Raw genomic sequence first — 14,654 nt, 5'->3', positions numbered from 1 at the left:
GTACACAAAACATGGAGAGATTTATTCTTGATATAATAGACATAAGCACCCAGTTTTATAGACAATACTGATAGAATATCCTTAGACAATATGGATAAAATCTACAGTAGGGGGAAAAACATAGAACCATAATGAAAGGAAGGTGTAGTAATGAACAACAAGATTGACGGTTTTACCTTACAAGAAGCTACCATAGCCAGTGTACATAAGGCCATGGAAGATGGCAAATTAACTTGCAGACAATTAGTAGAAATGTATATAGAGAGAATAGACGCCTATGATCAAAAGGGACCTGCTATTAACTCTGTTATTCTAGTAAATCCTAAGGCCTTAGAAATTGCAGATGAGATGGACAAGAAGTTTAAAGAATCCGGCTTTACCGGACCACTTCATGGTATCCCTGTGTTATTAAAGGATAATGTAGATACAGGAGATATGCCCACTACTGCAGGCTCTTTAAGTTTAGAGGGAGTTACTCCAGAAGATGATGCTTTTATCACCCGTAAATTTAAAGAAGCAGGAGCTCTTATTTTAGCAAAGGTGAATCTTCATGAATTTGCTGTATGGGGTGAAACCGTAAGCTCTATTTTAGGTCAAAGCTTAAACCCCTATGATCTCACCAGGACTCCTGGAGGATCTAGTGGTGGTACAGGAGCAGCCATTGCAGCCAACTTTGGGTTGGTAGGTATTGGGACAGATACCATTAACTCTATTCGCTCACCGGCTTCAGCCTGTAATCTAGTAGGTTTTAGACCTACTGTGGGATTAGTCAGTGGAGATGGCATTGTTCCTTATTCCTTTACCCAGGATACAGCAGGACCTATTGCCAGAACAGTAGAGGATGCGGCAAAAGTATTGGACGTTATTGCTGGCTATGACCAGGCTGATTCAGCCACGGCTTGGTCCATGGGACGTATACCTAAATCCTATACAGAGTACTTAAAAGTCGATGGCTTAAAGGGAAAAAGAATTGGAGTATTAAAGAGCTTCTTTGGAAAAGAGCAGCACCATCAAGAAGTCAATGAACTTGTTCTAAACAGTCTAAAAGAGATGGAGAAACAAGGGGCTACTTTGGTAGATATTGAAGAAAATATAGATGCAGATGACCTTATCAAAAATGTTAGTGTTCATCTTCATGATTTAAAAACCCACCTAGGAGTGTACCTAAAGAATTTAGGAGAACTATCCCAAGTACATTCTCTAGAGGAGGTCATTGCCTCTGGTAAATATCATGAGGGTATTGAGGAAAATATTAAATATGCCCAAACTTTGGATGTAGGTACACCTGAATACAATCAAAGACTGGTAAAAAGAACAACTTTACAAACTAAGGTAATGGATCTAATGGCAAAACTTGATTTAGATGCCATAGCCTACCCTCACCAAAAACGTTTGGTAGTGCCCACAGGAGAACCCCAAGCGGATAGAAATGGTGTTTTAGGTGCGGTAACTGGCTTCCCAGCTTTCTCTTTGCCCGCTGGCTTTACCAAGCCAAAGAAAACAGCACCCATGGGTGTGCCTGTGGGAATAGAAATTCTAGGTAGACAATTTGATGAACCTACATTAGTAGAAATTGCCTATGGATTTGAACAAGCTACTCACTATCGTAAAGCTCCAATGAGTACACCGGATTTATAGAATTTAAGTAGAAGATAGCAGTAAAAAAGGAACGGCTATAGCCGTTCCTTTTTGCGTTGGGCCAACAAGGGCCAAGGTTTAGGAGAAATAATCCTACAGATTTATTTGCACTCTCTTTTAGGAATTTTCTTTATCTTTCGTGAGCTTGCTAAGATAGCGATAAATACTAGGCTCTGAACAATGAAGTTGCTTGGCCACCTCACTTACAGCACCTTTAAGCATAAAGACTCCTTTTTGATTTAAAATATCTACTACTGACAAGCGTTCCTCGTGGGTGAGACGTTCTATGGGAATGTTATTGTTGGCTAATACTCTATTTAACACGGTTTCCGTTACTTCGGCCACAGATTCAGAAAAACTTTCTCCTCCATCATCTAAGATGGAATTGACAGACTCATAGGTTGTTTTTTGTTCAATTAATTCATCAGGATGGCATAAACTTAGGAGTTGTTTGCTAATATCCACATATTTTGAATCGTCAAAATTAACACAGAGCATTCCTACCAATTCTTCATTTTCATCCTTGATAAATATAGTAGAGGATCTTAAAATCTTCCCATCCTTTGATACACCATTATAGTTAAGTTTATAATTGCTATGTTTATAACTCTTGTCAGCAATGACACTTAGACAAAAATTGGTTAATGGAGCACCTATGGTACGGCCACTGATATGACCATTAGCGATTGCCACCACAGAATTAGTATAATCGCCTATATCATGAAGTGTTATCTCATAACTAGGCCCCAAGGCTTTTCCCAAAAATTCCACCAGAATACTATATTGCTTTAACATGGCTTTATTCATTTTATCACCTACATTTATATTTTATAAAGAAGTTTTATTATATAAAGTATAATTTATACCTAAGATTACCATGGAAGAGGGAAAAAGGCAATAAATATAAGGGGATTTCATATAATTTATTATCGTGATAATAAATTATATGAAATAAAAAGGGAAAGAATAGCATATACATGGATAAAAAAGGCCATTAAAACAACTAAATGATTAAAATAGCATAAAAATCCTAGAGTTACCTATAGATTTTCATCTGAATGTTGACAATAATTTATAATGGTGATAATGTTGTATTGGAAGATGTAAGTTCATCTTATTAGATGAAAATTTACATAATGCAAGAGAGAATATTAAAATAGGGGGGCTTTACTATGGGAATCAAATACGTACCAGAACCATTTAGAATTAAGATGGTTGAAACCATCAAAATGCTTTCGCCAGAAGAAAGAGAACAAAAAATTGCAGAGGCAAATTACAATCTTTTTAATCTCAAAAGCGAAGACGTTTACATTGACTTATTGACAGATAGTGGAACAAATGCAATGAGTCAAGAGCAATGGTCAGGTGTGATGAGAGGGGACGAAGCCTATGCAGGAGGATCAAGCTATTTAAAATTAATAAAAACTGCCCAGGAAATTTTTGATTACAAACATATTCAACCTGTGCACCAAGGCCGTGCAGCAGAAAAGGTTCTTTTTGGAGCAGTGTTAAAGGAAGGACAATATTCTATTTCTAATATGCATTTTGATACCACGAGAGCCCATGTAGAATTAGTCGGTGGGCGGGCTATTGATTGTGTGGTGGCTGAAGCCTTAGACCCAGCAAAGAGAGCACCTTTTAAGGGAAATATGGATATTGAAAAATTAGAGTCTTTAATTAAAGAATTAGGTGCAGATAAAATTGGTGTAGTAATTATGACCATTACAAATAACTCCGCTGGAGGTCAGCCGGTATCCGTTCAAAATATAAGGGAAACAGCAGAAATCTGTAAGAAATATGGTATTCATTTCTGTATTGATGCTGCTCGCTATGCAGAAAATGCTTATTTTGTTAAGCAAAGAGAAAAAGGCTATGAAAATAAATCAATACAGGAAATTATTAAAGAGATGTTTAGCTATGGGGATATGTTTACAATGAGTGCTAAAAAAGATACTATTGTAAATATGGGTGGTTTACTTGCGATTAAAGACGATGCAGAATTGTTTCAACAAGTTAAAAATCGTACCATATCCTTTGAAGGGTTTACTACATATGGAGGATTGTCTGGACGTGACCTTGAGGCCCTTGCAATTGGTTTGACAGAAGGATTGGATGAAAACTATCTTCGATATCGTATAGGTCAAGTAGAATATCTTGCAGGACGTCTTGATGAGGCAGGGATTGCTTATCAATCGCCAGCGGGAGGACATGGTATATTTGTAGATGCAAAAGATATGTTGCCCCACATTCCTTATTATGAATTTCCAGGGCAAGCTCTAGCTATTGAACTTTATAAAGAAGCTGGTATTCGTACATGTGATATTGGGTCCTATATGTTGGGAAATGACCCTGATACGGGAGAACAATTACGGGCAGGTTTTGAGTTTACCCGTTTGGCTATTCCCCGTCGTGTTTATACACAGGCCCATATAGATATTATGGCAGATGCACTTATTGCCATTAAAGAAAGAGCAAGTGAAGTAAAAGGATATAAGATTACATGGGAACCTCCTATTCTTAGGCATTTTCAAGCTAGTCTTGCTCCAATAGAAGAGTAATTAAAGGGACCTTCATTTTCTACAGAATTGATCTCCAGCGATTCTGTAGAAAATTTTATCATTATCATAAATAGCCTTAAAAAAATCTAAATAAGGTAAAAGGGGTGAAATGATGTCTCAAGACAATAGTGTAAACCTTATTAAAGAAGGGAAGGAATTAGCTGGTCGTGACACCTTTAATTCTAAAACAGGCTTTATTTTAGCCTGTATTGGTTCAGCAGTGGGAATGGGAAATATATGGATGTTTCCTTACCGAGTAGGGCAATTTGGTGGAGCGGCATTTCTAATTCCTTATTTCATTTTTGTTCTTGTTATTGGCTTTACTGGAGTTATAGGGGAAATGTCCTTTGGTCGAGCAATGGAAACAGGTCCTTTAGGTGCATTCAAAAAAGCCTTTGAAAGAAGGGGCAAAAAGAATGGGGATTTATTAGGTCTTATTCCAGTAATAGGGTCATTAGCCATTGCTATTGGTTATGCAGTTGTTGTTGGTTGGATTCTCCGATTTACTGTAGGCGCTATTGCTGGAGCGGTTACAACAGCTTCAGATAGTGGAGCTTATTTTGGAGCGATTGCAGGCAATTTTGGAAGTATTGGATGGCATTTAGCTGGTTTAGCATTAACCTTTGGAATTATGCTAATGGGGGTAGCTAAGGGGATAGAAAAGGTGAATAAGTTTATGATGCCTGCTTTTTTCGCATTATTCCTGATTCTTGCCATTCGAGTAGTCACCTTAGAAGGGGCATTAGAAGGATATAAATATTTATTGCTTCCTAAGTGGGAATTTTTGGGGGACCCTAAAACATGGATATATGCTTTAGGGCAAGCATTCTTCTCCTTATCATTAGCTGGTTCAGGTACAGTTGTATATGGCAGTTACTTGAAGAAGAATGAGGATATTGTAAGTTCTGCAAAATATGTTGCCTTTTTTGATACCTGTGCAGCCATGCTAGCAGCTGTGGTCATCATACCTTCTGTATTTGCTTTTAATATGGATCCGGCAGCAGGACCACCTCTCATGTTTATCACTATGCCAGATGTGTTTAAGATGATGCCCATGGGTCAATTATTTTCTGTTTTATTCTTTATAGCTGTATTGTTTGCAGGGGTGAGTTCATTGATGAATCTATTTGAGACACCCATAGAGGCATTGCAACAAAGATTTAGATTTTCTAGAGGGGTTTCTGTAGCAATTGTAGCAGTTGTTGCAACAGGAGTAGGGATCATGATTGAAGGTGCGGATACTCTTGGACTTTGGATGGATGTTGTGTCCATTTATATCATTCCTTTGGGGGCATTATTGGCAGGAATTTTCTTCTTCTGGATATGTGGATCTAAATTTGCTAGAGAGCAAGCTCAACTGGGAAGAGAAAAAAAGATTGGTCCATGGTTTGAACCTATGTCTAAATATGTATTCTGTGGACTTACCATTATTGTATATATCCTTGGAATTTTCTATGGAGGAATTGGCTAAAATACCGATGGATTTATAAAAATAAGAAATGATTCCTTTGCAGTTATGAACTGCTCCTTTAGTTAGATTTTTACGCTAACTAAGGGGGCAGTTTTAATTTGGGAAAATAGAGTTTTGCATTTGAAATGGAAGGAGTCAGGGCCTATCTAAAGGAAGAATGGGGGCGTCCTAATTTGTTAGTGTAAACAATTGAACCCTGGAGGGATAAACTGTTTCCACAAAGGAAAAGAATAGAATGTTGGTGATAAAATATATTGTTGATATAATAGAAGGAGATAAAGCCGATAAAGGGGTCTTCATCATAGAGGCCAATTTCAGGATAAAAATAGGTGGGATAAGATGAAAAAAATACTTTTGGTAGAAGATGATAGTACCTTGGCCATGGGCATAGAATATTCCCTGAAAAATGAGGGATATTCCGTAGATAAAGCCCAAAACTTTAGTCAAGGGAAAAGGCTGGTGGATAATGGGAGATATAATCTCATTATTTTAGATGTGGGACTGCCCGATGGCAATGGTTTTGACCTATGTCAATATATTCGAAGGGATAAAACAACTCCTGTCATATTCCTGACGGCTCAGGATGAGGAAGTCAATATTGTCATGGGCTTAGATATGGGGGGAGATGACTATATTACCAAACCCTTCAGAATAAAAGAATTGGTTTCTAGGATAAAAGCTGTGCTAAGAAGAACAGATAAATTCTCAAAGAGCGAGAAATTGCTTTCCAAAGATATCAAAATAAACCTATTGGAGACAAAGGTTTTTGCTCAGAATCAACCTGTTCTACTTACCCCGGTAGAATACAAACTTCTCACTATTTTAATGCAAAATGCTCATCAAGTATTATCCAGAAGCAGAATCCTAGAATTATTATGGGATATAGAGGGGAACTTTGTGGACGATAATTCCCTTTCTGTATATATAAGAAGATTGCGAGAAAAGATTGAAGAGGATCCCTCCCAGCCTGTATATATAAAAACCCAAAGGGGCATAGGCTACAAATGGGATGAGGATGTAAGGGGGGAATAAAGTGAATAGCATATTTAGAAACCAAGAATTTAAATCCATTATTTTAAAACTCATTATACTTCAACTTATCTTTGCCCTAACGGGCTTTTTTGTTATACAAATGGTTATGAATAACATCAATCAAAGAATAATAGAAAGGGACATGACCTTAGTGGGAAATATCCTTTACGCCCATCCCGATTTAGAGGAGGAAATCATCCCCTACATCACCAAGGAAATTCCCCAAGAAAATAAAGAAAAAGGACAAGCTGTTTTAAAAGAATATGGTTATCGTCTGCAAACCTCAAAGGACGACCAACCCTTGCTGACGAATATCATACCTGGTTTTCAATGGAGCATTGCATTTCTCATTCTTTTATTTTTTATTCCCCTAGCTCTGATTATTATAGGAGAGTATAAAAAACTATATGGAAAAGTTACAGACATATCCAATGCGGCTGAGAAAGTCGTGGAGGGGGATTTTACGGTTTATCTGCATGAGGGGGGAGAAGGAGATTTTAATATCCTCTATCACCAATTCAACCAGATGACCAATAGACTGGAACATAGTTTAGATGTTTTGCAAAAAGAAAAAGTCTTTTTAAAAGATAGCTTGTCAGATATTTCTCACCAATTAAAAACTCCCCTTTCTTCATTAATTATGCTGAATGATATTTTATTGGAAGATAAAAATATAGACTATGCTACCCAGATTACATTTTTGGAAAAGTCCCAGAGTCAACTATATAGAATGGAATGGTTGATCATTAATCTGTTAAAAATAGCTAGAATAGAGGCAGGTGCTATTGAGTTTAAAAGGGAAAAGGTGTTATTAAAAGAAGTCGTAGACATCGCCATAAACGCCCTATCTACCCAAATCAAGCATCAAAGCTTGGAGATAGTAGGAAATAGGCAGTCTTACTTTTATGGGGATAAAAACTGGACAGGAGAAGCCCTTATTAATATTTTGAAAAACTCTATAGAGCATGGGGGAGAGAAAATACAAATCCTCCTGGAGGACACCCCTTTATTTACTAGTATTACAGTAAAGGACAATGGAGAAGGAATAGATCCCAAGCATTTCCCCCATATCTTTAAAAAATTTTACCGGGTGGACAGTGAAGTAAAACCCGAAAGCATTGGAATAGGTCTTAACCTAGCAAAAATTATTGTAGAATCCCAGGAAGGTACCCTATCGGTAAAAAGCCAAAAAGCCCTAGGAACGGAAATGACAATGACCTTTTTGAAGGGAGGAAAGAGACACTAGAAACATGTTAAGCCGACATAAGGGAGTATCAGCTCCACTTTTAAAAATAGGGCCAAGGCCCTATTTTTTATTTAGTCTCTTACTCTTTCCTTGCCTACTAAAAACTTAATACAATATAATCCTGCTAATGCCACTAAGCCGTAGACGATTCTACTTAGAAAGGCATCCGTGCCCCCAAACAAATTAGCTACTAAGTCAAATTGGAAAAGTGCTACCAATCCCCAATTTAGGGCCCCTATAATTACCAGAATTAATGCTGCAGTATCCATGATTTCACTCCTTTTGTTGGTTTATAGTCGATATCAGTAATGTAATAATTATCCACTACTCGGAACTTATTATCCCCTTTTTTATCTAAAATAATCTTTTACTTTGCTTGACGAAATAAGACGACACGAAAGAACCGTCTCTATGTATTGATTTTATCTTACTAAATTGTAAGAATTTTGTTCATCCTATTGTAAGATTCATGCTGTACAATGAATATACAATAGAAACGGGAGGTTTTGAAATGGAAGTTGTAAGAATAGAGGGTTTAGCCAAAAGTTATGGCAAGAGCAATACAAAAGTAGAGGCACTAAAAAATATAAATCTCACAATAAATGAAGGAGAGTTTGTAGCCATAGTAGGGGCCAGCGGTTCGGGAAAATCTACTTTGTTACATTTATTAGGGGGAGTAGATAAACCTACCAGCGGGAAGGTCTTTATAGATGGTATAGATATCTATGGCCTCTCGGAAAGAGAGTTAGCTTTATTTAGAAGACGAAAGGTAGGCTTTATCTTTCAATTTTATAATCTAGTGCCTGTACTTACCGCAGAAGAGAATATGCAATTGCCTATGCTATTGGATGGAAAAAAGATAGAAAAAGAAAAGTTTGAGGAATTGGTAAGTATTTTAGGCTTAGAAGAAAGAAGAAAACACCTTCCCAATCAATTGTCCGGAGGACAACAACAAAGGGTGTCCATAGGAAGGGCTCTGGCTTACAACCCATCTATCCTATTGGCCGATGAACCTACAGGGAATTTAGATAGTAAAAATAGTAAGGAAATCATAGACTTACTTAAAATTTCGGTAAAAAAATACAATCAAACCTTGGTCCTCATTACCCATGATTTAAATATTGCTTCCCAGGCTGATCGGGTGATTACCATAGAGGATGGCCTATTAGTAAAAGATGAGGTGATCAATAGTGAAAAACTATAAACAAATCACCTATAGATACCTAAAGGGGCAAAGGAATAGAACCCTTCTGACCATTTTAGGGATCATTTTATCGGTGGCCATGATCTCTGCCCTGGGGACCATTATTGTATCTGCTAGGGGGGCCTTGATTAAAGAGGCCATAAGGGATAATGGCTCTTATCATGCCAAGATTGAACATCTCCAAAAAGAATCCTTAGATAAAGTCAAAAGCCATGTAGGAGTGGAAAAAGTAGGGATAAGTAAGGCCATAGGGGCTGGAGTGGTCAAAGAAACTACTCAAGGAGAAAGGGAGGACTATGGGGTAAATATGCCCTATAGATATATTGACCTCCAAGGTTATGACAATGAAGCGCTGAAAATGCTTCCCTTTAATCTAAAGGAAGGTAGGTTTCCCATACATTCCGATGAAATCGCCATAGAATACTGGATAGCCGATTATTTTGACAAAGAAGTAAAAATAGGAGATAAAATTAACCTAACCTTGGGAAAAAGAAGCTCTATTCGTGAAAGTCAAGAGGGAGAGCCGGAAGAAACCTTTGAAAAAACAGGAGAAAAAGAATATACAGTGGTAGGGTTCATCAAGCCAAATTATGTATGGCCGAAAGAGCTTGTGACCAAAGGCATTACAGGGATAGATCAAAATACTCCCCGAGAGGGAGGATACAACGCCTATGTCCAAGTGCCTGATATCAAAAATGTGCAGGAAAAGATAGAATCCATTGGGAAAGATGTAGGGACAAACCCTGAAAATATTGATTATAATAATCGGGTACTTAGACTCTATGCAGAAAGTGTAGTGGACACCTTTAATAAGTCCATAATCGGCATATTAATCTTTGTGGTATCTTTAATCGTGATATCTACAGTAGCAGTGATCTACAATGCTTTTAACATTTCTGTCTTAGAAAGAGTATCTCAATTTGGACTCCTTCGCTCTGTTGGGGCTACTCCGAAACAAATCAGGGGTATTGTACTAAAGGAAGCGGGTATATTAAGTGCTATTGGCATTCCCATAGGGCTATTTTCAGGGGTGCTGGCTATGAAAATTGTATTTTATATCATTGGCCTTTTAAAATCTGATATTCGCTTGATTAACGATATGGAAATTACTATTTCAGCAACTGTATTTTTGATCAGTACCTTTGTGGGCTTAATCACTGTGTTTTTATCTGCTATAGGTCCGGCCAGAAAGGCAGGGAAGGTTTCCCCTCTAGAAGCGGTGAGAAATACAGGAGATTTAAAAAAGGAGAACCTCAAAAATGTTCGAAGTTTCCCTTTCATTCGAAAGATTTTAGGAGTAGAAGGGGAAATTGCCCATAAAAATCTTAGAAGAAATAGAAAGAGATTTATCATTACGGTATTTTCCATGGTCATTAGCATAGCCTTATTTATCACCTTCTCTACCTTTTCAGATTTCATGTTTAAGATTGGGGCTGTAGGAGGAGAGGAAACCGGAGATTTTTCAGTAGCTGGCTATATGAAGGGAAATGAAGATGAAATCTATAGCAAGTTAAAGAATATGGAGGAAGTAAAAAGAGTATATAAGATGATTACTCTATCCGGTAGTGCATTACTGGAAGATAATCAAATCAATAAAAAGATAAAGGAGATAAATCCCCATAATTTTACCGAGAAAAAAGGTGACCGTACAAAAGTACCTAATGTAGACATATATACCATTGGGGATGATAACCTTGAGGTACTAAAGGGGGTATTAAACAAAGGAAGTATAGATAAGGATCTTTTAAATAAGGAAAAGGGCGTATTGGTTATTAACAATACCTATAGCTATAAGGAAAATTCCAATGCTCAAGTCTTGTTGGAAGGATACCATGTAAAGGTAGGAGATAAAATCCCCTTTGCCTCCTATAACGCCGAGGGGGAAGAGGTAGACTATCAAGATCTTACCGTAGTAGGGGTATTGGAAAAGGGCATTTTGGATAGGGAGTATAATTATAATGCAAGTCTAGCGATCATTACTACAGAGGAAGTATTTGAACAGATTGTTAAAGATGCTTCTCTAGGCGAGCAACAGGATCAATATGTGAACATGAATATAGAATTAAGCGGGAAAGGCAATAGGGAAAACGTCACCACCTATTTAAATGAGCTAGGGAACACCATGCCAGGATTTAATTTTACAGATTATCTAGAACATGCCAAAGAAGCTAGAACTATGACGATTATTATGAGCATCTTCCTCTATGGCTTTGTCACCCTTATTGCGCTCATTAGTGCCATCAACATCATCAACACCATCAGTACCAACATCATCCTCAGAACCAAAGAAATTGCCATGATTAAGGCGGTGGGTATGACCCAAGGGGGCATAAAACGGATGGTGGCCTTTGAAAGTCTATTTTATGGATTGTACGCTACACTCATTGGAGGCACCCTAGGAGTAGGACTATCCTACATCCTATTTAGACTGGTCATCGGTATTAGCGAATTTCAGTATAAACTACCCTGGGAAAATGTCGTTATCGCCTGTGTAGGGGCAGCCATTATTGCTTTGCTATCTGGCATATATCCCTTAAAGAGAATCAACAATAAAATTATTGTAGAAAGTATGAAAGAGGATTTCTAAGGAAATCCTCTTTTATTACGTGATTTAAGAAAAATACGTCCTAGAATATACCGCTTATTATGAATAGGAACAGCTGGGGGAGTTAAATTCCGATTTGCCCATGTTTGAGCCCAAGAGTTTGTAAATTCGCTATATAGGTACCGTCAAAAACTCGCTACGCTCAGACACTTGACTTAAAGCGCCTATCTAGCTTCATTAACAAACTCTAAGTCTCTTCACAAAGCAAAATCTCCATTTAACTCCCCCAGCTGACACATAAATAGTGCGTCGTAAAAAGTGGCTGTCATGCTGAGGGAAACGAAGCATCTTATGTTTGTCTTTTGGGTCTAAGATCCTTCGCTAACGCTCAGGATGACAAGCCTTTTTATAACGCACTATTTACAGTTCAGCTGGATTAGTTAAATGGAGACTTGACGTAGTGTAGGGGTTTAGAGTTTGTTAATGTAGCTGGAAGCGTTTTAAGTCAAGTGTTTGAGCAAAGCGAGTTTTTGACGCTGCTGAAAGCAAATTTTACAAACTCTTACCCCAAACGTAGCAAGTCAGAATTTAACTAATCCGGCTGTTCCTATCATGAAAAGAAGGGCAGTCTACGACGCATTTATCTCCAATAATGCAATCATTTAAGCCTAACCCTCCTTTATTTGGATTTCTTATCTCTAAAGACTTCAAATAAACATAAAAACCTATGAAAGGAATATATTGTAATACAGGGAAACATTGTGTCTTCAATAAAAAAGACTAAACTAATCTATTGTACTCGCTGATTTTAATAAGCCCAATAGATTAAATTCATGCTGTTGTATTAGAGGGAGGGAAAAAAATGGCTTCATCCTATGAAAGAAAATTTATATTTCTCACATCAGAAGACAAAAACTATGCCATGACACCTAGTCAGCCACTTAAAGGACATATTGAAATAGAAAGAAGACAACAACAGGTTAACTTCAAGGTATTTGTAGACAATGTAAAACCAATGGAGTATGAAATTCAACTTCTAACAATTCAGGGAATACCTGCAAGTCTAGGTTATTTAAGGGTAGAGGATACAGGAAAGGCACAGGGGCAATATAAAGCTGCTGCACCCAATATAATGGGGACAGGGTTATCTCTTCAAGATTTTGGAGTAATTTTGGTGAAGGACGCAGAAAGCACCCAAAGAGCAACTGTACCTCTAGTGGGCTGGTTACAAAAAGAAAAATTTGAATTTAAAAAATTTATCAATAGTAAAAAACAAGAGAGACAAATAGTAGAATCCATAAAAGCAGAAGAAAAAGAAGTAAGAGAAGTTAAAGAAGAAATAGAAGATATAAGAATACCAGAAAAAGAAAAAATACCGGAGGAAGAACAAAGTGATTGGATAAAGGCAGAGCTTAATGAAGGATTAAAAGCAGAATGGGATTTAACTGAGGAAATAAAAAACAAAGAAATAGGGGAACCTAAACAAGAAGAAAATATAGAACCAGAACAAGACATAGAACAAGTAAAGGAAGATCATGAAGAAATTTTAGAAGAGGCAAAGGAAGTAGAAGACAAAAAAGAAAAGCCTCAAGAAACTATAGAATGGGAAGAAAAAAAAGAGGAGGAAAAAGATACTTCCATCAAAGAAGAGCCAGTAAAGGGAGAGGAAAAAGCATCCTCTCAAGCAAAACTAGAGGATGAGTATTGGGTAGACTTTGAACAGAATTCACCCCAGAGTACTCTGTACCACGATGATGACAAAAAAATCAATATTGCTTCACCCTATCATTTTACCAATGAAAATTTAGATAAATTAGATAAAATTATCAAACCCTTTCAGCCCTTCGAACCAGAATTAGAAGACCATCGTTGGTGGAGAGTTATTGGTCATGAAAGAGAGCTAGAGGTATATTACTTATTTTATAATGGATCTTTTGTTCCATTGATGTATCCCTATATGCAATACCGAAATGTTGGAGAAAAATATATCAAAGAGCCCAATCCTTGGATATTCGGCGTTACCTATGCTGACTATCGTGGGGAGAAAAAACTTCAATACTATGTCTATGGCATATTAGGAAGATTTTATATCCAAGAACAACCCTTTCAAGGTAGTACAGGATTTTTATATTGGCATCCTTTAAAAGGAAATAAAAGGGAACAAGGAGCCTTAGGCTATTGGCTATTATATATTGATGCTAGAACAGGAGCAGTAACTGTGCCTCACCGACCTACTATGCCTCCAGTGGGTAGATTTTAAAAAATGGAAAAAACTTATAGGATAACTTCTTCCTCCCTTTAGCACACTAATACTAGCTGGGTTAGATATAATCTAGTGACTAGATAAAGGAGGAAAAAGATATGAAGAGAGTAGTTCTTTTAAGTATTATTTTCCTATTGGTTGGTAGTTTGATTGTAGGTTGTGCACCTGCCAGGAGAGTAAACCCTGACAACAATGTACAAAATGCACCTAATAATCAAAGAAATGCTAACCCCGACAATATGATTCCCAATAATCAAGACAATGTAACACCAAGAGATAACACTACTGTGCCCAACAACACCCCAAGAAACAATACTACAGAAAACAATGTTTCAGGGGATGATACAGCCAGAGCAAGGCGAGTAGCCGATGTGGCTAAAGATGTGGATGGAGTAAGGGATGCTACAGTAGTAGTGAATGGGAATACAGCTTATGTAGGGATAGACATAAATGCCAATATCCAAGACAATGCAACCGACCAATTAAAGGAAAGAGTTGGCGATATCATCAAAGATAAAGAAGCTACCATTAATAGGGTTTATGTATCTGCGGACTCCGATACGGTAACCAGATTGAAAGATGTAGCGAGAGATGTTGAAAATGGAAGACCTATTTCTGGGTTTATAGATCAACTAACAGAAATGTTTAGAAGACCAGCTCCAAGTGTGCAATAAATAAAAGAGTAAGAAAGTGCTCC

The 14,654-nt window shown here is 37.3% G+C and carries 11 protein-coding genes; 9 read left to right on the top strand and 2 right to left on the bottom strand.

Annotation, left to right across the window (positions count from 1 at the left end):
• Nucleotides 1–150 precede the first annotated feature (150 nt).
• Nucleotides 151–1,638, top strand: coding sequence for an amidase family protein (locus NSA47_RS10995; protein WP_257531953.1), 1,488 nt, complete (start codon nucleotides 151–153; stop codon nucleotides 1,636–1,638).
• 117 nt (nucleotides 1,639–1,755) lie between these two features.
• Here the strand turns inward: NSA47_RS10995 and NSA47_RS10990 are convergent, their stop codons facing one another.
• The gene (locus NSA47_RS10990) at nucleotides 1,756–2,445 is read right to left on the bottom strand and encodes a helix-turn-helix transcriptional regulator (RefSeq protein WP_257531950.1); all 690 of its coding nucleotides are present in this window, start codon (nucleotides 2,443–2,445) and stop codon (nucleotides 1,756–1,758) included.
• 365 nt (nucleotides 2,446–2,810) lie between these two features.
• On the opposite strand from NSA47_RS10990, the gene NSA47_RS10985 reads away from it, so the two are divergent.
• The 4 genes from NSA47_RS10985 (at nucleotide 2,811) to NSA47_RS10970 (ending at nucleotide 7,945) form a co-directional block, all read left to right on the top strand.
• Nucleotides 2,811–4,196 carry a tryptophanase gene (locus NSA47_RS10985; protein ID WP_257531949.1) on the top strand — a complete coding sequence of 462 codons (1,386 nt, stop codon included), beginning with the start codon at nucleotides 2,811–2,813 and terminating at the stop codon, nucleotides 4,194–4,196.
• A gap of 112 nt (nucleotides 4,197–4,308) precedes the next feature.
• Nucleotides 4,309–5,667 carry a sodium-dependent transporter gene (locus NSA47_RS10980; protein ID WP_257531947.1) on the top strand — a complete coding sequence of 453 codons (1,359 nt, stop codon included), beginning with the start codon at nucleotides 4,309–4,311 and terminating at the stop codon, nucleotides 5,665–5,667.
• A gap of 339 nt (nucleotides 5,668–6,006) precedes the next feature.
• Entirely contained in the window at nucleotides 6,007–6,699 is a 693-nt protein-coding gene (locus NSA47_RS10975) for a response regulator transcription factor (RefSeq protein WP_257531945.1), read from the top strand.
• 1 nt (nucleotide 6,700) lies between these two features.
• The gene (locus tag NSA47_RS10970; protein WP_257531943.1) at nucleotides 6,701–7,945 is read left to right on the top strand and encodes a HAMP domain-containing sensor histidine kinase; all 1,245 of its coding nucleotides are present in this window, start codon (nucleotides 6,701–6,703) and stop codon (nucleotides 7,943–7,945) included.
• 71 nt (nucleotides 7,946–8,016) lie between these two features.
• Here the strand turns inward: NSA47_RS10970 and NSA47_RS10965 are convergent, their stop codons facing one another.
• A complete protein-coding gene (locus NSA47_RS10965) occupies nucleotides 8,017–8,214 on the bottom strand; it encodes a DUF378 domain-containing protein (RefSeq protein ID WP_257531941.1) in 198 nt (65 codons plus the stop codon).
• A 242-nt stretch (nucleotides 8,215–8,456) separates the two neighbouring features.
• Here NSA47_RS10965 and NSA47_RS10960 point away from each other — a divergent pair, with 242 nt between their 5' ends.
• The 4 genes from NSA47_RS10960 (at nucleotide 8,457) to NSA47_RS10945 (ending at nucleotide 14,631) form a co-directional block, all read left to right on the top strand.
• Nucleotides 8,457–9,149: an ABC transporter ATP-binding protein gene (locus tag NSA47_RS10960; protein WP_257531939.1), complete on the top strand. Its 693-nt coding sequence runs from the start codon at nucleotides 8,457–8,459 to the stop codon at nucleotides 9,147–9,149.
• Nucleotides 9,136–11,736, top strand: coding sequence for an ABC transporter permease (locus NSA47_RS10955; RefSeq protein WP_257531937.1), 2,601 nt, complete (start codon nucleotides 9,136–9,138; stop codon nucleotides 11,734–11,736). Before NSA47_RS10960 ends, NSA47_RS10955 begins: the two co-directional genes overlap by 14 nt.
• An 820-nt stretch (nucleotides 11,737–12,556) precedes the next feature.
• The gene (locus tag NSA47_RS10950; protein WP_257531935.1) at nucleotides 12,557–13,954 is read left to right on the top strand and encodes a hypothetical protein; all 1,398 of its coding nucleotides are present in this window, start codon (nucleotides 12,557–12,559) and stop codon (nucleotides 13,952–13,954) included.
• Nucleotides 13,955–14,055: 101 nt separating this feature from the next.
• Nucleotides 14,056–14,631 carry a YhcN/YlaJ family sporulation lipoprotein gene (locus NSA47_RS10945; RefSeq protein WP_257531931.1) on the top strand — a complete coding sequence of 192 codons (576 nt, stop codon included), beginning with the start codon at nucleotides 14,056–14,058 and terminating at the stop codon, nucleotides 14,629–14,631.
• Nucleotides 14,632–14,654: the final 23 nt, after the last annotated feature.

The sequence above is a fragment of the Irregularibacter muris genome, from assembly GCF_024622505.1.
Taxonomy (GTDB): Bacteria; Bacillota; Clostridia; order Eubacteriales; family Garciellaceae; genus Irregularibacter; species Irregularibacter muris.
Note: the sequence above shows the minus strand (reverse complement) of the source record. Positions and strands in the feature narration are given on the sequence as shown.